The organism is Isoptericola sp. NPDC056618, from assembly GCF_042792715.1.
Classification (GTDB): Bacteria; Actinomycetota; Actinomycetes; order Actinomycetales; family Cellulomonadaceae; genus Isoptericola; species Isoptericola nanjingensis.
In genome coordinates this window covers 37,112-55,059 of sequence record NZ_JBHTVZ010000007.1, presented here as the reverse complement: position 1 = coordinate 55,059, position 17,948 = coordinate 37,112, and the positions used below count along the sequence as shown (strand labels likewise).

Annotated in this window: 17 protein-coding genes; 8 read left to right on the top strand and 9 right to left on the bottom strand. The window is 76.8% G+C overall.

What is annotated here, in order from left to right; genetic code table 11:
- Positions 1 to 8: 8 nt before the first annotated feature.
- From ACFQ8T_RS10995 to hemE, 4 genes are all read right to left on the bottom strand, one after another.
- Positions 9 to 866, bottom strand: a complete 858-nt coding sequence (locus ACFQ8T_RS10995) for a uroporphyrinogen-III synthase (RefSeq protein ID WP_430546570.1) — start codon at positions 864 to 866, stop codon at positions 9 to 11.
- Complete coding sequence (gene hemC / locus ACFQ8T_RS10990; RefSeq protein ID WP_430546569.1) at positions 863 to 1,951, bottom strand: hydroxymethylbilane synthase; 1,089 nt, start codon at positions 1,949 to 1,951, stop codon at positions 863 to 865. The genes ACFQ8T_RS10995 and hemC overlap by 4 nt, the downstream gene beginning before the upstream one ends.
- Before the next feature lie 132 nt (positions 1,952 to 2,083).
- Positions 2,084 to 3,604 (bottom strand): protoporphyrinogen/coproporphyrinogen oxidase, encoded by a 1,521-nt coding sequence (locus ACFQ8T_RS10985; RefSeq protein ID WP_430546568.1) that lies wholly within the window; start codon positions 3,602 to 3,604, stop codon positions 2,084 to 2,086.
- Positions 3,601 to 4,761: a uroporphyrinogen decarboxylase gene (gene hemE / locus ACFQ8T_RS10980; protein ID WP_430546567.1), complete on the bottom strand. Its 1,161-nt coding sequence runs from the start codon at positions 4,759 to 4,761 to the stop codon at positions 3,601 to 3,603. The genes ACFQ8T_RS10985 and hemE overlap by 4 nt, the downstream gene beginning before the upstream one ends.
- A 49-nt stretch (positions 4,762 to 4,810) precedes the next feature.
- Between hemE and ACFQ8T_RS10975 the strand changes: the two genes are divergently transcribed.
- The 3 genes from ACFQ8T_RS10975 (at position 4,811) to ACFQ8T_RS10965 (ending at position 7,827) form a co-directional block, all read left to right on the top strand.
- Complete coding sequence (locus ACFQ8T_RS10975; RefSeq protein WP_430546566.1) at positions 4,811 to 6,217, top strand: glutamyl-tRNA reductase; 1,407 nt, start codon at positions 4,811 to 4,813, stop codon at positions 6,215 to 6,217.
- Positions 6,218 to 6,393: 176 nt separating this feature from the next.
- The gene (locus ACFQ8T_RS10970) at positions 6,394 to 6,768 is read left to right on the top strand and encodes an SHOCT domain-containing protein (protein ID WP_430546565.1); all 375 of its coding nucleotides are present in this window, start codon (positions 6,394 to 6,396) and stop codon (positions 6,766 to 6,768) included.
- 108 nt (positions 6,769 to 6,876) lie between these two features.
- On the top strand, positions 6,877 to 7,827 hold the full coding sequence (locus ACFQ8T_RS10965; protein ID WP_430546564.1) for a Ppx/GppA phosphatase family protein: 951 nt from the start codon (positions 6,877 to 6,879) through the stop codon (positions 7,825 to 7,827).
- Positions 7,828 to 7,866: 39 nt separating this feature from the next.
- On the opposite strand, the gene ACFQ8T_RS10960 is transcribed toward ACFQ8T_RS10965, so the two are convergent.
- From ACFQ8T_RS10960 to ACFQ8T_RS10945, 4 genes are all read right to left on the bottom strand, one after another.
- Positions 7,867 to 8,154: a DUF6510 family protein gene (locus tag ACFQ8T_RS10960; protein ID WP_430546563.1), complete on the bottom strand. Its 288-nt coding sequence runs from the start codon at positions 8,152 to 8,154 to the stop codon at positions 7,867 to 7,869.
- The gene (locus tag ACFQ8T_RS10955) at positions 8,154 to 8,864 is read right to left on the bottom strand and encodes an FAD-binding oxidoreductase (protein ID WP_430546562.1); all 711 of its coding nucleotides are present in this window, start codon (positions 8,862 to 8,864) and stop codon (positions 8,154 to 8,156) included. The genes ACFQ8T_RS10960 and ACFQ8T_RS10955 overlap by 1 nt, the downstream gene beginning before the upstream one ends.
- Positions 8,861 to 9,454, bottom strand: coding sequence for a molybdopterin-dependent oxidoreductase (locus ACFQ8T_RS10950; protein WP_430546561.1), 594 nt, complete (start codon positions 9,452 to 9,454; stop codon positions 8,861 to 8,863). Before ACFQ8T_RS10950 ends, ACFQ8T_RS10955 begins: the two co-directional genes overlap by 4 nt.
- A gap of 95 nt (positions 9,455 to 9,549) precedes the next feature.
- Positions 9,550 to 10,926 (bottom strand): CoA transferase, encoded by a 1,377-nt coding sequence (locus ACFQ8T_RS10945; RefSeq protein WP_430546560.1) that lies wholly within the window; start codon positions 10,924 to 10,926, stop codon positions 9,550 to 9,552.
- 159 nt (positions 10,927 to 11,085) lie between these two features.
- On the opposite strand from ACFQ8T_RS10945, the gene ACFQ8T_RS10940 reads away from it, so the two are divergent.
- The 5 genes from ACFQ8T_RS10940 to ACFQ8T_RS10920 all read left to right on the top strand — a co-directional run bounded on the left by ACFQ8T_RS10940 (position 11,086) and on the right by ACFQ8T_RS10920 (position 16,706).
- A complete protein-coding gene (locus tag ACFQ8T_RS10940) occupies positions 11,086 to 11,919 on the top strand; it encodes a DUF5926 family protein (protein WP_430546559.1) in 834 nt (277 codons plus the stop codon).
- A gap of 367 nt (positions 11,920 to 12,286) precedes the next feature.
- Positions 12,287 to 13,084 (top strand): glycosyltransferase family 2 protein, encoded by a 798-nt coding sequence (locus tag ACFQ8T_RS10935; protein WP_430546669.1) that lies wholly within the window; start codon positions 12,287 to 12,289, stop codon positions 13,082 to 13,084.
- Positions 13,085 to 13,225: 141 nt separating this feature from the next.
- A complete protein-coding gene (locus tag ACFQ8T_RS10930) occupies positions 13,226 to 14,395 on the top strand; it encodes an ROK family protein (RefSeq protein WP_430546558.1) in 1,170 nt (389 codons plus the stop codon).
- A complete protein-coding gene (locus ACFQ8T_RS10925; RefSeq protein WP_430546557.1) occupies positions 14,392 to 15,366 on the top strand; it encodes a ChbG/HpnK family deacetylase in 975 nt (324 codons plus the stop codon). Before ACFQ8T_RS10930 ends, ACFQ8T_RS10925 begins: the two co-directional genes overlap by 4 nt.
- Positions 15,363 to 16,706, top strand: a complete 1,344-nt coding sequence (locus tag ACFQ8T_RS10920; RefSeq protein ID WP_430546556.1) for an MFS transporter — start codon at positions 15,363 to 15,365, stop codon at positions 16,704 to 16,706. Before ACFQ8T_RS10925 ends, ACFQ8T_RS10920 begins: the two co-directional genes overlap by 4 nt.
- A 9-nt stretch (positions 16,707 to 16,715) precedes the next feature.
- Here the strand turns inward: ACFQ8T_RS10920 and ACFQ8T_RS10915 are convergent, their stop codons facing one another.
- A complete protein-coding gene (locus tag ACFQ8T_RS10915; protein WP_430546555.1) occupies positions 16,716 to 17,933 on the bottom strand; it encodes an MFS transporter in 1,218 nt (405 codons plus the stop codon).
- Positions 17,934 to 17,948 lie beyond the last annotated feature (15 nt).

Sequence of the window (17,948 nt, the reverse complement as noted above, 5' to 3'; positions counted from 1 at the left end):
CGAGGTGCTCACGGGTGCTCCTTCGCTGAGGTGTCAGGCGCACGGTTCTCTCCCGTGGGCCGTGGTTCTGACGGTGCCGGGTCTGACGGCGCGGGCTCTGACAGCGCCTGCTCGACGGCGGCGGCGAGCGCGTCGTCGGTGGGGTGCGCCGCGACCGCGGCGACGCGCAGGCCGGCCTCGCGTGCGGCGTCGGCCGAGGGGGCGCCGATGGCGACGACGGGCGTGCCGGTGCCCGCCTGGTCGGCGATCTCGCGCGCCACCGAGCCGGACGAGACGACGACGACGTCGAAGCCTCCGGCGCGGGCGCGCTCCGCGACGTCCGAGGGCAGCGCGTGGCGGACCGTCCGGTAGGCCGTCACGACGTGCGGCGCCCAGCCGCGGTCGGCCAGCCCGTCGTCGAGGGTCGGGCGGGCGAGGTCGCCGAGCGGCAGCAGCACGGCCGGCGTCTCCGGGTCGGTGACGGCCGGGTCGGGGAACGCCGCGACCAGGCCGGCGGCGGTGGCGTCGTCCTCGGGGACGAGGTCGGTCGTGATGCCGACCGCGGCGAGGGCACGGGTCGTCGCGGGCCCGACGGCGGCCCAGCGCGCGGGGGTCTCCGCGAGGCTCGTGCCGGTCCGGGCGGCGGCGTCGGCGAGCGCCTCGACGGCGTTGACGCTGGTCACGACCGCCCACACGTAGGCGCCACGGGCCAGGCCGCGGACGGCGTCGTCGAGCGGGGCGGGGTCCGCCAGGGCGCGCTCGATCACCGGCGCGACGACGACCTCCAGCCCGGCGTCCCGGAGCCGGGCCTCGAGGCCGGCCGCACGCTCGGGGGCCCGCGCCACCAGCACGGCGCGGGCCGGGGTCGCGGGGGTGTCGGGTGTCACGCGCCCTCCGGGTCGTCGGTGCCGGTGGGCGTGTGCAGAGGCTCGACGTCGGAGCGCGGCGCGACGGCGTCCGCCTCGCCCCGGCGCGGCTCGCCCGTGCCGCCCACCAGTGGCGCGAGCCGCGCCGCGCCGTCGGCGAGCAGCGCCTCGGCCACGCGGACGCCCAGGGCCGTCGCGGCGTCGTCCTGCGCGGCCTGGTCGAGGGGGGCGCCGTCCGCGGCGAGGACCGCCGACGCGCTGTGCGTGAGCTGCTCGGTCCCGTCGACGCGCGCGACGACGGCGGTGAGCTGCAGCTCGCCCGCCTCGACGCGGGCGTGCGCGCCGACCGGCGCCGCGCACCCGGCCTCGAGCCGCGCCAGCACCGCGCGCTCGGCCAGCACGGCGAGCCGCGTGGGGCGGTGGTCGAGGGCGGCGAACGCGTCGGCCAGGGGCGTGCCGGGCGCGAGGTCGGCGGTGCGGGCCTCGACCGCGAGGGCGCCCTGCCCGGGGGCGGGGGCCACGACGGCCGGGTCGAGCGCCTGCGTGACCACCTCGGTCCGGCCCAGCCGTGTCAGGCCGGCGAGCGCGAGCACGACGGCGTCCAGGTCGGCGTCCGGGCCGAGCGCGCGGGCGAGGCGGGTCTCGACGTTGCCGCGGATGTCCACCAGCTCGACGTCGGGGCGTGCCGCCTGCACCTGTGCCGCCCGGCGCGGGGAGCCGGTCCCGACGCGCGCGCCGCGGGGCAGGGTGTCGAGGGTGAGGCCGTCGCGGGCGCACAGCGCGTCGCGCGGGTCCTCCCGCTCGGGGGTGACGATCGTGAGCTCGGCGGGCTGCGCCGTCGGCAGGTCCTTGAGCGAGTGCACGGCGACGTCGCAGCGACCGCCCGCCAGCGCCTCCCGCAGCGCGGTGACGAACACGCCCGTGCCGCCCAGCGAGGCGAGCGAGCCCGTCTTCACGTCGCCCTCCGTGCGGATGCGCACCAGCTCGACCGGCCGGCCCAGCAGCTCCTCCAGCCGGCGCGCGACCAGGCCGGACTGCGTCGTCGCGAGGGCGCTGCCGCGGGTGCCGAGGCGCAGCGGGGCGGGGGCGGTCTCGGGGGTGCTCACCCGTCCAGTGTCGCGCAGCGGCGACGCCCGTGGACAACTCCCGGCGGGCTGGAGTCCGATCTCACACCGTTCGCCCCGACGTCGTGACGCCAGGTCATGACGATGCGTCACCACGCCCTGACACGCCGCGGGTCAGAGGGCGGCGACGGCGGCCTGCGCGTGCGCGACGATCGCCGCGAGGCCGGTGCCGGCCACCCAGCCTCCCGTCACGGCCAGCCCGGGCGTGTGACCGACGGCGGCGGTGAACGCCGCGACCTGCGCGCGGTAGGCGGGGGTCGGCGGGGGCAGGGAGCCGTCCCAGCGCTGCAGCAGGTGGTCGCGGACCCGGTCGGTGAGGTCGACGCCGAGCAGGGCGGACGCGTCGCGGGCGGCCTCCTCGGCGGACGGGGGCTCGGTCGCGGCGCCGATCCGCCCGTACGACAGCCGCACCACGTGCACCCCCGGCCCGGCGGCCGCGCGGACCCGGTCGGCCAACCACGGCCACTTCGCCGTCGCGTGCGTCAGCGCCTTGGCGCGCACCCCTGACGTGTGCCCGTCTGCCGCGTCCTCGGCGTCGGGCGCGACGAGCATCCCGGAGCCGCGGGGGGCGTCGTCGAGCTCGGGCGCGTCGAGCAGGAGCGTCGCGAGCCAGATGTCGGCGCCGGCCTCCGCTGCCGGCACGGGCACGGACCCCGGCTCGACCTCGCCCGGAGCCGTCACCCACGGGGACAGCAGCGGCGCGACCTGCGGCGTCGTCACGACCAGCCGCGGCGCGCGCACGGTGTCCCCGACGGTCGTGGTGACCTGCCAGTCGGCGCCGACCCGCTCGACGCCGTCGACCTGCTGCCCCACGCGCACGGCGGCGTGGATCGGCCCGGTCGCGTCGGTGCGCGGCGAGTCGGCGAACTCCTCGGCGCTCGCGGCGATCTCGCCCGTGAGCGCCTCGACGATCGCGTGGATGCCGCCGTCGATGCCGCGCACGGCGGACCCGGCGGGGGCGGCGGCCCGCAGCTCGCCGACGGCGCGCGACAGCGACCCTGTGCGGGCGAACGCGTCGAGCAGCCCGGGCGCGACGGCGGCGACGTCGAGGCGGTCGAGCGGGGCGGAGTGCACCCCCGTCGCGACGGGCGCGACGAGCCGGTCGGTCACGCGTCGGCCGAGCCGGGAGCGCACCAGCGTCCCGAGGTCGGTGGTGTCGGCGACGAACCGCGGCAGCACGCGGTCCACGGCCGCTCGTGCGACGCCGGGCCAGCCGATCGCGCGGCGGACGTCGGGCGCCCACGGCACGGAGGGGATGCCGAGCACGCCCGCCTTCGGCAGCGGGAAGGCGCGGCCCGCCGCGTACCCCCAGGCGGACAGCGGGGCCGGGCTCACGACGTCCAGCCCGAGCTCCTCGGCCAGGTCCGTGACGGTGGTGCCGCGCGCCGCGAAGGACTCGGCGCCGAGGTCGAGCCGCACGGGGAGCGAGCCGAACGCCCCGCCGCGCACGGGCCCGCCCACGCGGTCGGACGCCTCGAGCACCACCACCTGCAGGCCGCGGTGCACCAGCGTGCGGGCCGCGACGAGACCGCCGATCCCGCCGCCGACCACCACCGCGTCGACGTGCTCGGGCGGCCGGGCGGGCCGGCCGGAGGGCACGTCGACGGGGGCGCCGAGCGGCGGGAGCGGCGTCACAGCGAGTGGACCAGCTCGACGACGCGCGTGAGCACGGTCGGGTCGGTGTCCGGCGGGACGCCGTGGCCCAGGTTGACCACGTGGCCGGGGGCACCGGCGCCGCGCGCGACGACGTCGCGCACGTGCGCCTCGAGCACGGGCCACGGGGCGCCCAGCAGCGCGGGGTCGATGTTGCCCTGCACGGGCACGGCGCCGCGGGGGTGGTCGGCGAGCAGCGCGGCGGCCTCGTCCAGCGGGGTGCGGTAGTCGACGCCGACGGCGGGGTACCCGATCCCGGCGGTGTCGAGCACGTCGCGCAGCGCGGGCAGCAGGTGCCCGGTGCCGGTGCCGAAGTGGATCGCCGGGAGGCCGCCGCCCTCGTCGGCGCCCGGCGTGCGCAGGTCGGCGACGTGCGCCAGCGCGGCGGTCGACGACGGCGCCACGTGCGAGGTGTAGTCGGCGAGCGAGAGGGAGCCCGCCCACGAGTCGAAGAGCTGCACCGCGGACGCGCCGGCGAGCACCTGCGTGCGCAGGAAGCGGCCGGTGAGCTCGGCGGTCCAGGCGGTGAGGCGGGCCCACGTCTCGGGGTCGGCGTGCATGAGGGTGCGCGCGGCGAGGTGGTCGCGCGAGGGCCGGCCCTCGACCAGGTAGGCGGCGAGGGTGAACGGCGCGCCGCCGAAGCCGAGCAGCGGCACGTCGCCCAGCTCGGCCACGGTGAGGCGCACGGCCTCCGCGATCGGCGCGAGCGCGCCGTCGTCGAGCGTCCGCGAGGTGAGCCGCGCGACGTCCTCGGCCGTGCGGTACGGCTGGTCCATGACGGGCCCGACGCCGGGCTTGATGTCCACGTCCACGCCCGCGAGCCGCAGCGGCACGACGATGTCGCTGAAGAAGACGGCGGCGTCCACCCGGTGGCGGCGCACCGGCTGGAGGGTGATTTCCGCGGCGAGAGGTGGCCGGAGGCAGGAGTCGAGCATCCCTACTCCCTGACGGACCTCGCGGTACTCGGGCAGGGAGCGGCCCGCCTGCCGCATGAACCATACGGGGGTCACGTCCGGACGGTCGCCCCGCAGGGCACGCACCAGCGGGGCACGCGTCGTCCGGCCGTCGACCAGCGGGTGGTCGGCGGGGAGCGGGTGGGTCTCGCGGCTCGGCTCGGGAGCGATCGTGGGGGATGTCACGGTTCATGATTCTGCCCCGCCTCGTCGGCCCTCTTAAAGTGGAGCCACTGTGGTACTCCTCTCCCTGACCGCCTCGCACCGCGAGCTGGACCTGGACGCGCTCGAGCGGCTGTCCACCGGGTCCGGCTCTGTCGGGCGCGTCGCCGTGGGGTCGTGCGGGCCCGTGCAGGGCGCCGTCGTGATCTCCACGTGCAACCGTTTCGAGCTCTACCTGGACGTCGACGCCCCGTTGCACGGCGACGCCGTCCGGCACACGACGAAGCACGTCGCGGCGCTGGTCGCGGCCGGCTCCGGGGTCTCGGAGGAGGTCGCGGCCGACTCGTTCACGGTCCGCACCGGGCCGGAGGTCACCTCGCACCTGTTCACGGTGGCCGCGGGCCTGGACTCGATGGTCGTGGGAGAGCGCGAGATCGCCGGGCAGGTGAAGCGCGCCCTCGCCGAGGCGCGCGACGACGGCACCACGTCCAAGACCCTCGAGCTGTTGTTCCAGACGGCGTCGCGCACCTCCAAGCGCGTCGGCACGAGGACGGAGCTCGGCGCCGCCGGGCGCTCGGTCGTGTCGCTCGGGCTGGACCTCGCCGGGCAGGACCTGTGGCGCGGACGCGCGGCCGAGCTCGACGCGTCGTGGCGGGGCCTGCGCGTGGTGCTCATCGGCACGGGCTCGTACGCGGGTGCCTCGGTGGCGGCGCTGCGCGCCCGCGGCTGCGACGACGTGCGGGTGTACTCGCGCTCCGGCCGCGCCGAGGTCTTCGCGCAGGGCCACGACGTCGAGGCGGCGCCGGACCTCGTCGAGGCGCTCGCCGACGCCGACCTGGTGGTGTCGTGCTCGGGCGCCCGCGGCCGCCGGCCCGGCGGGGTCACGGACGGGCGGGCCGAGGCCTCCCTGGAGTACGTGCTCGACGCGGCCGCCGTGGTGCGCTCGCGCGAGCGGGCCGCGGCCGCCGCGGGCGAGGAGCCGGAGCCGCGCCCCCTGGTCGTGCTCGACCTCGCGCTGCACCGCGACGTCGACCCGCGCGTCGCGGACGTCGAGGGCGTGCTGCTGTACGACCTGGGCACGCTCAAGGCGCACGCCCCGGCCACCGCCGCGGACGTCGTCGACCGTGCTCGGCGCATCGTGGACGACGCGGCCGCGGGCTTCGAGGAGACCCGCCTGGGCCGGGCCGCGGACGCCGCCGTCGTGGCGTTGTTCGACGCGGCCGAGGTCGAGGTGCGCCGGGAGGTCGACGCGGCGGTCGACCGGCTCACCACGGAGCTGGCGGCGCGCGGCGGGACCCCCGAGGAGGCCGACGTCGACGCCATCGCGCGCGACGTCCGCAAGCGGGTGCACGCCGCGCTGCACGGCGAGATCGTGGCGGTGCGCGCCGACGCGCTGGCCCGGGCGCGGGCCGAGGAGGCCGCCGTCGTGGCGGGCGCCGAGGAGCTCGTCGAGGACGCCGAGCGCGCCGACCGGCGCTGATCGTCCCGCCTGTCGCGAACCTCCCGCAGAGCCCGGTTCGCCGGGTCACGGCGTAGATCACCCCGTTTCAGCGCGCGCGTCCGGCATGTCGGCACTAGCGTGCCGAACGCGGGCACCTGGCCGCCCCTGTCGGCCGTCGACGGTGTGGGAACCGCCTTCGAAAGGACGCGCTGAACATGGACACCTTCTGGGACTTCTTCTGGTACCTCGTCTGGATCTTCCTGTTCGTGGCCTACCTGATCGTCCTCTTCCAGATCCTCACCGACCTCTTCCGTGACCGGGACCTGTCGGGCTGGTGGAAGGCCGTGTGGGTCATCTTCCTGATCTTCGTCCCGATGATCACCGCGCTGGTCTACCTCATCGCCCGCGGCCGGGGGATGTCGGAGCGTCAGCTCGCGGCGGTGAAGGAGGCCAAGGCCGGCACCGACGCGTACATCCGGGAGGTCGCGGGCAGCCCCGCCGACCACATCGCCCAGGCGAAGAGGCTGCTCGACGAGGGCACCATCACGCCGGAGGAGTACGCGCAGCTCAAGGCGAAGGCGCTCTCCTGACCATCCCCCGCTGACCGGCTCACGACGCCCGGCCCCGCCCCGCGGGACCGGGCGTCGTCGTGCACGGGGCGGGTACGGCGTCCGGCGCCGCCGCTACGCTCGGCTGCCATGAGCAGCGCAGCCCGGGCCTCCGCGCCCCGCCTCGGCGTGATCGACATCGGCTCCAACACGGTGCACCTGCTCGTGCTGGACGCGCGGTACGGCGTGCGGCCCGTGCCGCACGCGGAGCGCAAGATCACGGTGCGGCTCATGCGGTATCTCGACGCCGACGGCGCGGTCACGGCCGAGGGGCGGCGCACGATCCTGGCCGCCGTCGACGACGTCATGGAGCTCGCCCGCGAGTCCGCGGTCGACGAGCTGCTGCCGATGGCGACCTCCGCGCTGCGGGACGCGGCGAACGGCACCGCGGTGCTCGCGGAGATCGCCGGGCGGGTGGGTCGCGAGGTGGTCGTGCTGTCGGGCGAGGACGAGGCCCGGCTCACGTTCCTCGCCGCCCGCCGCTGGCACGGGTGGGCCGCCGGCCGGCTCCTGGTGCTCGACATCGGCGGCGGCTCGCTGGAGATCGCGTCCGGCGTCGACGAGGAGCCGGACCTCGCCGCGTCCGTGCCGCTCGGCGCCGGCCGGACCACGAGGGAGTACCTGCCCGACGACCCGCCCCCGCCCGACCAGGTCCAGGCGCTGCGCGTGCACGCCCGCGCGCTGCTGGCGCCCGTCGTCGACCGGCTGGCCACGGTGCCGGCACCCGACCACGTCGTCGCGACGTCGAAGACGTTCCGCTCGCTCGCGCGGCTGGCCGGCATGCAGGTGGAGGCCGTCGGCCCGGACGACCGCTGGCGACTGCGCCTGCCCCAGCTCGCGGACTGGGTGCCGCGACTGGCCCGCCTCACCGCCGAGGGCCGCACGGCGCTGCCGGGTGTGACGCCGGAGCGCACCTATCAGATCGTCGGCGGCGCGGTCGTGGCGGAGGAGACCATGCGCGCGCTCGGCGTCGACGAGGTCGAGATCTGCCCGTGGGCGCTGCGCGAGGGCGCCGTGCTGCAGTGGCTCGACCACCTGTGAGCCGAGGGCCTCGGCGCGGCAGGCTCTGATCCGACGGGCTCAGCGGGGCGGGGCCTGCACCCAGGCCGCGCCGGACGCGGACACGCGGACGCCGTCGGGGTGCTCGACGACGACGAGCAGGACGGCGGCGCAGGTCGCGCAGCGCACGACGCCGCCCATGGCGGACAGGTGCACGGTCGTGCGGGCGAGGACGTCGGTGTGCCCGCAGCTCCCGCAGCGCACGACGGCGCGCGTGGTCTCGAAGGCGTAGACCTCGCTCAGCGCGCCGGCCAGGGCCGACCCGTCGAGGACGGGCCCGCCCGGGGCGGTCGGCTCGGGGGACGACATCAGGCACCTCCGAATCGCTCGGTGCGGACACGGTCGGGCGGGTGCCCGAGGCCGGTCAGCAGGCCGGCCGCCGCCTCCACGAAACCGGTGGGGCCGCAGACGAAGACGTCCGTGCCGTCGCCCGGGCCGAACCCAGGGGCGACGAGGTCGTCGGCCGTGATCCGGCGCGGCGGCGTCGGCCATCCCGGCGGGCCCTCGCGCGTGAAGACCCAGCGCACGTCGAACCCGCGGTCGGGGGTGTCGACCTCCCCGCGCTCGATGGCGTCGTCGGGCGTGCGCACGGAGCACACGAGGCGGAACGGCGCGCGGCGACCGGTGCTGCGGCGGGCGCGCAGCATCGCGAGGAACGGCACGACGCCGGAGCCGCCGGCCACGAGCAGCACCGGGGCGGTGTCGGCGTCGTGCCAGACGAAGTACCCGCCGAGCGGGCCGCGCACCTCGAGCTGGTCGCCCGGCCTGGCGTCGCGGACCAGGTAGGGCGACACCTCGCCGTCGGGGACCTCGTCCACGACGAGGTCGACGCGCTCGTCGTGGCCCGTCTCGGCGAGCGAGTAGGCGCGGGTGGCCTGGTAGCCGTCGGGAGCGGTGAGCCGCACGTCGACGTGCTGGCCGGGCAGCGCCCCGACGAACCCGGGCACCGCCAGGGTCAGGGCGCGGGCGGTGCGCGTCAGGGGCCGCGCCCCGACGACCGTCGCGACGTGCCAGCTCACGCGTACCGCTGCTCGAGCCAGGGGTCGCCGTAGGCGTGGTACCCGTTCTGCTCCCAGAACCCCAGGTCGTCGTCGTCCATGAGGTCGAGGCCGCGCAGCCACTTGGCGCTCTTCCAGAAGTACAGGTGCGGCACCAGCAGGCGGGCCGGCCCGCCGTGCACCGGCTCCAGCGGCTCGCCCTCGAACTCGTACGCGACCCACGCCTGCCCGTCGAGCAGGTCCTGCAGCGGCAGGTTCGTGGTGTACCCGCCGTACGAGCGCGCCATGACGAACTCGGCGCTCGTCTCGACGTCGGCCAGCAGCGTGTCCAGGGAGACGCCGCGCCACGTCGTGCCGAGCTTGGTCCAGTGCGTCACGCAGTGGATGTCGGTGACGACGTCCTCGGCCGGCAGCGCCAGGAGCTGCTCCCACGTCCACGAGACGCCCTCGCCCGTCTCCGTGCGGACGGTCAGCTCCCAGCGGGACTCGTCCACGTTCGGGGTCGGCCCCGCCGACAGCACGGGGAAGTCGTCCGTGACGAACTGCCCCGGCGGCACCTCGTGCTCCGGCTCGGGGCGCCGGCCCCCGAACCCCCGTGTCACGACCGCCATCGCCGACCCCTCTCACGCGCCGCCCGGACGGTGCGTGCCGGGTCAGGTCCGATGACACCAGAGGCCCGGCCCCTTCGCACGTCCCGGGCCGAGGATCACCCCGGCTCCGGCTCCGGCTCGGGCGTCGACCAGGCGGCGTGGTCCGTGCCCCAGGGGTGGGCGGGCGCCGGGTGGTCGTCGTGGCCGGGCAGCGCGGGGCGGGCGGTCGTGACGCGCGGGTGACGGCCGTGACTCACGACCGCCTCCGGTCCGGGCGCCGCGGCCGGCGGGTGCGCGGGGTCGCGGCCACCGGCGTCGAGCAGCCAGGCGGCGGTGCGCGCGAGCGACGCCGCGACGTCGCGCCCGCGGCCGTCGTCACGGCGGGCGGCGAGCGCGTCCACGGCGCCGGCGGCGAGCAGGTAGCCCGTCGCGTGGTCGAGCGCCTGCGCGGGCAGCGCGCCGGGGATCCCGCCGTCGGGCGACTCGAGCAGCGCGACGCCCGACGCGGCCTGCACGATCGAGTCGAAGCCGCGACGGTGCGCCCACGGCCCGCCGGCGCCCCATGCGGACACGTGCGCGACGACGGCGCCCGACGGCGGGCGAAGCCCGAACCGCGCCAGGGCCCCGGGACGGTAGCCGGTGACCAGCACGTCGGCGTCGTCGAGCAGGGCCTGCGCGCGCTCGCGGTCGCCGTCGTCGCGCAGGTCGAGCAGGGTCGTGCGCTTGCCCTGCCCGACGTCGAGGTGCTGGTGCCGGATCTCGGCGGGCACGGGCGGGTCCACGCGCAGCACGTCGGCGCCGAGGGCGGCCAGCGCCCGGGTGGCGACGGGGCCGGCGATGACGCGGGTGAGGTCGAGCACGCGCACCCCCGCGAGGGGCGCGGCCCCGCCCGCGAGGGCGGCCGGCCGGGCGACGACGTCGTCGCGCGCCCCGGCCCGCACCAGCGGCCCCCGCGAGGCGGCCCGGCCGGGCGCGGACGCGCGCCACCCCGCCTCGGGGCGCACGCGGACGGCGATCGCGCCCGCGGCCGCGGCGTCGTCCTCCACTCCGCCGGCCGAGGCGTCCGCGAGCCGGGCCGCGAGGTCGTCCCGGTCGGCGCCGTCGGGAAGGCCCAGCAGGTGCAGCAACCGGGCCCGGTGGTGCGGGTAGTTGGCGTGCGTGCGCACCCAGCCGTCGCGGGTGCGGAAGAACCCGGACAGCGGCGCGAACCCCGGGACCGGCCGCCCGTCGAGCCGCAGCAGCCGGTCGGAGCCGAACGACGCCGCGAGCCGCGCCGGCGACGGCCCGCGCTCCACCAGGGGGCCCGTCGCGCCCGCCCGGCGGGCGGCCGTGGCGAGGGCCGCGACCGACCCTGCCGCCAGGTCCAGCGCCGGCAACGTGCCGGCGAGCCAGGCGTCCCGCGCGCCGTCGAGCGGCGGGACGTCGTCGTCGGGCCGGGCGCGATCGCCGAGCCCGGACCGGTAGTCCGCCACGAGGCGGCGCCACGGCTCCATCCCGCCACCGTACCCACGCCCTCCGGGGACGACCCGACCCGGGGAGGTGGTACCGGGACCCGGCGAGCGTCGTACTACCTCGGCGAGCCCCGTACTACCTCGGCAGACCGGCACGACCCGGGCGGGAGGGGGGTGTGCCGGGCCGATAGGATCGCGGGCATGGCCAAGAGCTCTGCGACCGCCCCTGTCCTGCGTCCGTTCGAGGGTCTTCCCGGGGAGGCGGACTGGGTCGCGCTGCGCGAGGTGGTGCCGTCCGCCACGGCGACGGCGCGCACGACGGCCGACCACGGCGGGCGCGACGTCACCGTCACGACCGTCCTGCCCGGCGGCTGGTGCGCGCTGCACCGCGAGGACGGCACGGTCCTGCTCGCGCTGCAGGGCCTGGGCGCCTCCGACGACCTCAGCCGCGACCTGGCCGCCGCGCTCCTCGCGGCGCTCGCGGCGGAGCCCGGCTCGGGCGTGCTGCCCGAGGAGCTGCCGGCCCCGGCGGACGACGACCCGCGCCTGCAGGACCTGCTCGACCTCGACGTCCCGTTCGAGGTGACCGTGCACGACGGCTACGACTACTGGATCGACGCCGGCACGCAGATGACGGACGAGATCCGCGAGTCCCTCGACGAGGCGGCGGAGTCGTCCATCCCCACCGTGAAGCTGGCGTCGGTCCCCGCGGCGTACTGGTGCCGGATGTCGCGCGAGTTCCTGCGCTGGGCGCGCACGGAGGACGAGGACGCCGTGGTCGACGCGATCGCGCGGCTGCACGCGCGCCGCGAGTCGGGCCTCGCGGGCGGCAAGTTCCTCGGGATGTTCCGCGCCTGCGGGCTGGTCGTGCCGGTGTGGGAGCTGCCGCGCGGCACCGAGGCGGCGGAGCTGGAGGAGCCGGTGGCGGAGCTCGCGGCCAGGCTCGACGAGGCGCTCGCGGCGACCGAGCCGCTGGATGCGAACGAGCGACGCGCCCGGGCCGGTATCGTCTCCCGACAGGTGACGCTGCGCTGACGCGGCGCCGCCCGGCGGCCTCGGCCGCCGGCGGTCACCCGCGACGTCGCGGCTCCGCACGATCTTCACGGACCGTCCCGCTCGACACCGTTTCTTGACCAGAGGTCGGGCGTTCCGGGGGAGTACAGTTTCTCAGGAAAAGTTTGCTCTTCTGATTCCCGGTGATTCCCCCAAGGGGGCACCGCACAGCACGCCGGCGGACCGCCGGCCGACACGGGCGAGAGAACCCAACAGGCAGGGAGTCGTGAACACGGACCACGGGGCGACCCGCACGGGCGCTGAGGTGTCCACCAGCCAGGACGAGGCCGGCGAGCGGAACTCCGTCGCCGGCGGCGACGGCAGCGTCGTGACCACCCGCGTGGGCGCGCTGCCGGTCGCCAAGACCCCGCGGCCACCGGTCGCGCAGGGGCGGCGCAACCCGCAGCGCGTCGCGGTGATCATCCCCGCGAAGGACGAGGCGGCGCGCATCGCGGCGACCGTGCGCTCGGCCCGCGCGATCCCGCACGTCGACCTCGTGCTCGTGGTCGACGACGGCTCGACCGACGACACGCAGCACGTCGCGCGCGACGCGGGTGCCGTCGTCGTGCGCCACTCGCACAACCGCGGCAAGGCGTCCGCGATGGAGACCGGCGCGGCGGTCGTCGCGATGCGCGACGCCGACGGCCGGGCCCCGCGGCTCCTGCTGTTCGTCGACGGGGACCTCGGCGACACCGCCGTCAACACGGCGCCCCTCGTCGCCCCGGTGCGCGAGGGCGTGGCCGACCTCGCCATCGCGCTGCTGCCGAAGCAGACCGGGGCCGGCGGTCGCGGCATCGTCGTCGGCACGGCGCGCCGCGCCATCCAGCACCTCACCGGGTGGAGCCCGAGCCAGCCGCTGTCCGGGATGCGCTGCCTCACCCGCGAGGCGTTCGAGGCGGCGACGCCGCTGGCGCACGGCTGGGGCGTGGAGACGGGCATGACGATCGACCTGCTCCGCCAGGGCTACGTCGCCGTCGAGGTGCCGTGCGACCTCAAGCACCGCGCGTCGTCGAACGACCTCAAGGGCCAGCTGCACCGGGCCGGGCAGTACCGGGACGTCGTGCTCGCGGTCAACGCGCGCCGCGTGCGCGGGGCGGTGGACGCGGTGCGCGGCATCGGGCGCTCGCACGAGAGCGCGCAGTCCTGACCCGGGCGACCTGACCGGGCCGCCCGGGGCCGATCTGGTCCCTGATCAGCGCCGACACGTCGCGTCGACAACCTCGCCGGGGCGTGGCTAGGCTCGCAGCGCCGGGACGAACGCGTCCCGTCCCGCCCCGACGGAGGCCAGATGCCCACCACCACTGACACCGGAGCTCCCGGCCCGCTGCGCGGGTCCGACGTCCTGGAGGTGCTCGACGCGCTGGTGGCCGACGGCCCGGCCGACGACGCCTCGGTCGCCGAGGCGACCGGCCTGCCCCGCCCGACCGCCGCAGACGCCCTCGCGGCGCTCCGGGCGAGCGGCGCGGCCGCGGACGACGGCGCCGCGGGCGCGTTCCGGGTGGACCCGGACACCGCCTTCGGGCTCGGCGTGGACGTCGCCCGGGACCGGGTGCGGGTCGCCCTGGTCGACGCGACCGGGGCCGTCCGGGCGCGCGCGGAGCGGCGGGACGTGCAGCGCACCCCCGTGGCGCGGGCGCGGGCCGCGGCGGTGCTGGCGAACTCCTGCCGAGAGGACGTCGAGGCGCGGCTCGCGCCGGGCCGCCGGGTCGAGGTGAGCCGCGCGGTCGTGGCGTTCCCCGCCGTCGTGGGGGCCGACCGGACCACGGTGCTGCACGTGCCCGGGTACGAGAAGGGCGGGACGGCGCTGCACGACGCGCTGGTGGACGCGCTGGCCTGCCCCGTGACGCTGGACAACGACGTGAACCTGGCCGCGGTGGCGGAGCAGCACCGGGGAGCCGGGCGCGGGCGCTCGTCCTTCGTGACGGTCTCGTTCGGCGAGGGGTTCGGGGCCGGCATCGTGCTCGACGGCCGGGTGCACCGGGGCGCCGCGGGCATCGCGGGCGAGGTGGCGTTCCTTCCGCAGCCGGGGCACGCGCTGGGGGAGCAGGTGCTGGGCGACGCCGCGATCGCGGCGCTGGCGAAGGACCACGACCTGCCGGAGGACGTCACCGTCCGTGAGCTCCTCGACCGCGCGGAGCACGGCGACGGCGTCGCGGACGAGGTCGTCGCGGAGCTGGCGCGCCGGGTCGCCGTCATCGTCGCGTCGCTGGCGATCGTGCTCGACCCGGAGGCCTTCGTCCTGGCCGACGAGGCCGCGCGCCCCGCGATCCACGACCGGGTCGCCACCTACCTCCGCGACCGCATCGGCGTCCTGCCCGTGCACATCGACGCGTCGCCGCTCGGCGCGGACGGTGCCGTGCTGGGCGCCGCGTGGGCCGCTGGCGAGGCGCTGCGCGCGCGGATCGCCGACGACGTGGCCGACGACGCGGCGGCGGTCGTCGACGGGGCCACCCGGTGAGCGCGGCCGACGCGCCGCCGTCAGACCTGACTTCCCGCCTGGGGCTCCCCCCCGACGCCCGCGCGATCATCCTCAACGCGGACGACCTGGGCATGTGCCGGGCCGCCAACCGCGCGATCCTGCCGCTGCTCGGCGAGGGTCTCCTGGACTCCTCGACGGTGATGGTGCCGTGCCCGTGGGCGCCGGACGCCCTCACGGCGGCAGCGGCGGACCCGGGGCTGGACGTGGGCGTGCACCTGGTCCTCACGAGCGAGTGGACCCGCTACCGGTGGCGGCCGCTCACCGGCGTGGGCACGTCGCTGGTGGACGACGCCGGGTACTTCCCCACCGCGGTGGACGTCGTCGAGCGTCACGCGCGGGACGAGGACGTCGCCGCCGAGCTCGCGGCCCAGCTCGACGCCGCGCTCGCCGCGGGCGTCGACGTCAGCCACCTGGACAACCACATGGGCTCGGTCTACGGGCTCGCCACCGGGCGCACGTTCCTGCCGCAGGTGCTGGAGCTCGCGGCGACGCGCGGCCTGCCGTTCCGGCTGCCGCGCTCGCTGGACGGGCTCGCGGCGATGGGCGCCGACCCCGACGCGCCGGGATCGCAGGCGATCCTCGACGCCGCGACCGCCGCCGCCGACGCGGCCGGCGTCGTCATCCTCGACCGGCTGTGGACGCACCCGTTCGAGCTGGCGGGCGAGGGCACCCCCGACGCGGAGGGGTACGACGCGGTGAAGGCCGGCTTCCTCGACCTGCTGCGCGGCGTGCAGCAGGGGGTCACGGAGATCTTCCTGCACCCGATGCTGCACGACGACGAGCTGCGCGACGCCGTCGACTACGCGGCGTCCAAGCGTGGCTACGAGGAGCGGCTGCTCCGCGACCCGGACGTCGCCGCCGTGATCGCGGACGAGGGCCTGGTCCGCGTCGGCTGGCGCGACCTGCGCGCGGTGCAGCGGGGCGAGACCGTGCGGCGGGGCGAGCAGTGAGCGACACCGGGACCCGCGCGGGCGTCCTCGCCCGGCTGCGCGACCGGCGCCTCGAGGGGGACCCGACCCGGGCGCAGGCCGTCGCCTACGGCGCGTCCGCGTTCCCGGCGAACCTCATGCTGCAGACGTTCTCCGCGTTCGTCGTCTTCTTCTACGTGGACCACCTGGGCGTGCCCGCCGGCTGGGTCGCGGGCGCGATGGTGGCGCACGGCCTCCTCAACGCCGTCCTCAACCCGGTGGTCGGGGCGGCGTCCGACCGGCGCCGCACGCGCTGGGGACGCCGCGTCCCGTGGATCGTGCTGGGGATCGTGCCGCTCGTCGTGTCGTTCGCGCTCGTGTGGGCGCCGCCGTCCCTGCCCGCGGCGGGGCTGGTGGTGTGGTTCCTGCTCGTCGTCGCGGTGTTCGACGTCGCCTACGTGGCGGTCGTGCTCAACGTGTCCGCGCTGTTCCCGGAGATCTTCCGGACGACGGCGGAGCGGGCGCGCGGCAACGCGCCCCGGCAGCTCTTCGCCCTGGTGGGCATGATCCTCGGCACCGCGGGGGCGCCGCTGCTGTACGACGCGATCGGCTGGGCCGGGATGGGCGTCGCGCTCGCCGTCGTGTGCGCCGCGTTCTTCGCCTGGTCGCTGCTCGGGATGATGGAGCGCGACGCCGACGACGCCGTGCGGGCCCGCGAGTCCGCCGTCGGGCTGCGCGACCAGCTGCGGTACACGTTCGCCAACCGCGCGTTCGTCACGTACGTGCTCGGGTCGCTGCTGCTGCAGAGCACCACGGCGGTGCTGCTGGCCGGGATCCCGTTCTACGTGAAGTACACCGTGGGCGGCACGGAGGCGGACGCGACGCTGCTCCTGGCGCCGATCTTCGTGGCCGCCACCCCCGCGATCTGGGGCTGGTCGTGGGTGGTGCGCCGGCTCGGGCCGCGCACCACGATGCTCGCCGTCGTCGCCGTGTACGGCCTGGCGACGTGCCTCTACCTGCTGCCGACGACGGTGCTCGGCGCCGCGGTGGCCGGGCTCGCCGTCGGCCTCGGCGTCGCCGGTCTCATGCAGGTGCTGGAGGTGGCCCTCGGCCAGGTGATCGACGACGACGAGCGCCGCACCGGCCTGCGCCGCGAGGGCATGTACTTCGGCGCGAACGGCTTCGTGGTGCGCGGTTCCGTCGTGGTGCAGGCGGTGGTCGTGGCCGGCGTGCTGGCCGCGAGCGGGTACGTCGAGGGTGCGGCGACGCAGGTGCCGCAGGTGGCCACCGGCATCCGCCTGCTCATCGGCGGGGCGCCGGTGGCCCTCGCCGCCCTGGCCTTCGTCTGCTTCTGGCTCTACCCCCTGCGGTCGCGGCGGTGAGGTTGCGGCTCAGGGCCGCGCGACCAGGTCGTCGACCCGCCCGCGCCGTGCGACGAGCCGGTTCAGGCGCTCGGACATGACCAGGCCCAGCGCCACGAGCACCGCGAGGAACAGGGGGAACACCCAGGCCCCGGCCCAGGTCGAGAGCACGCCGAAGACGGGCGGCGCGAGGGTCGAGCCGGTGTACGCCGCGGCCATCTGGATCCCGATGATCGCCTGCGAGCTGCGCGCGCCGAAGTTGACCGGCGTGGAGTGGATGATCGCGGGGTAGATCGGCGCGCACCCCAGGCCCGCGACCACGAGGCCGGCCAGGGCGGGCACCGGCGTGCCGACGGGCAGGGCGACCAGCAGGACACCGAGGCCGACCACCGCGAAGCCGCCGCGGATCAGCAGCGTGTCGCCGATCCTGTCGGCGAAGAATCCGGCGAGGAAGCGCCCGGCCGTGATGCCGAGGAGGAAGAGGGAGGCGAACGCGGCCGCGGTGGCGTCGTCGACCCCGCGGTCGGTGACCAGGTACGTCGACGCCCACAGGATTGCGGTGCTCTCGAGCGCGCAGTAGGCGAAGAACGCGGCCAGGACCAGCAGGACGCCGGGGATCCGCAGCGCCTGTGCGAGCGGGACGTGCGAGCCGCCGGTCGCCGCCGCGCCGTCGTCGGCGTGCTCGGCGCCGGGGGCCGGCCCGACCTTCCGCCAGAGCGGGATGCTGAGGATCAGCACGGCCGTGAGCACCGCCTGCGTGACGCCGACGATGCGGTAGGCGCTGGACCAGCCCAGGCCCGAGGTGATCGCGTAGCTCATGATGAACGGGCTGATCGAGGCGCCCAGGCCCCAGAAGCTGTGCAGCCAGTTCATGTGCCGCGCCGCGAAGTGCAGGGCGACGAAGTTGTTGAGCGCCGCGTCCACCGCGCCCGCCCCCAGGCCGTAGGGGACGGCCCACAGGCAGAGCAGCCAGAACGAGCCCGAGACGGAGAAGCCCACGAGCGCGGCGGCGGTCAGCCCGACGCTCACGGCGGTGACGGCGCCGGCCCCGAACCTCCGGGTCACCCGCTCGGACGCGAGGCTGGAGAGGATCGTGCCGCCCGCGATGATCATGGTGATGACCCCGGCGAAGGCGACGGGGACGCCGAGGTCCTGGTGCATCACGGGCCAGCCCGCACCGACGAGGGAGTCCGGGAGCCCGAGGCTGACGAAGGCGACGTAGATGAGCGCGAGGAGGAGCGAGTACACGGTGGGGCGGGTCGC

What these genes read in the sequence shown, in the direction of transcription:
- ACFQ8T_RS10970 (WP_430546565.1), top strand. Translation starts at nt 6,394, where the DNA reads ATGGACACCTTCTGGGACTTCTTCTGGTACCTCGTCTGGATCTTCCTG.
- ACFQ8T_RS10945 (WP_430546560.1), bottom strand. Translation starts at nt 10,926, where the DNA reads ATGGAGCCGTGGCGCCGCCTCGTGGCGGACTACCGGTCCGGGCTCGGC.
- ACFQ8T_RS10940 (WP_430546559.1), top strand. Translation starts at nt 11,086, where the DNA reads ATGGCCAAGAGCTCTGCGACCGCCCCTGTCCTGCGTCCGTTCGAGGGT.
- ACFQ8T_RS10965 (WP_430546564.1), top strand. Translation starts at nt 6,877, where the DNA reads ATGAGCAGCGCAGCCCGGGCCTCCGCGCCCCGCCTCGGCGTGATCGAC.
- ACFQ8T_RS10950 (WP_430546561.1), bottom strand. Translation starts at nt 9,454, where the DNA reads ATGGCGGTCGTGACACGGGGGTTCGGGGGCCGGCGCCCCGAGCCGGAG.
- ACFQ8T_RS10960 (WP_430546563.1), bottom strand. Translation starts at nt 8,154, where the DNA reads ATGTCGTCCCCCGAGCCGACCGCCCCGGGCGGGCCCGTCCTCGACGGG.
- ACFQ8T_RS10930 (WP_430546558.1), top strand. Translation starts at nt 13,226, where the DNA reads ATGCCCACCACCACTGACACCGGAGCTCCCGGCCCGCTGCGCGGGTCC.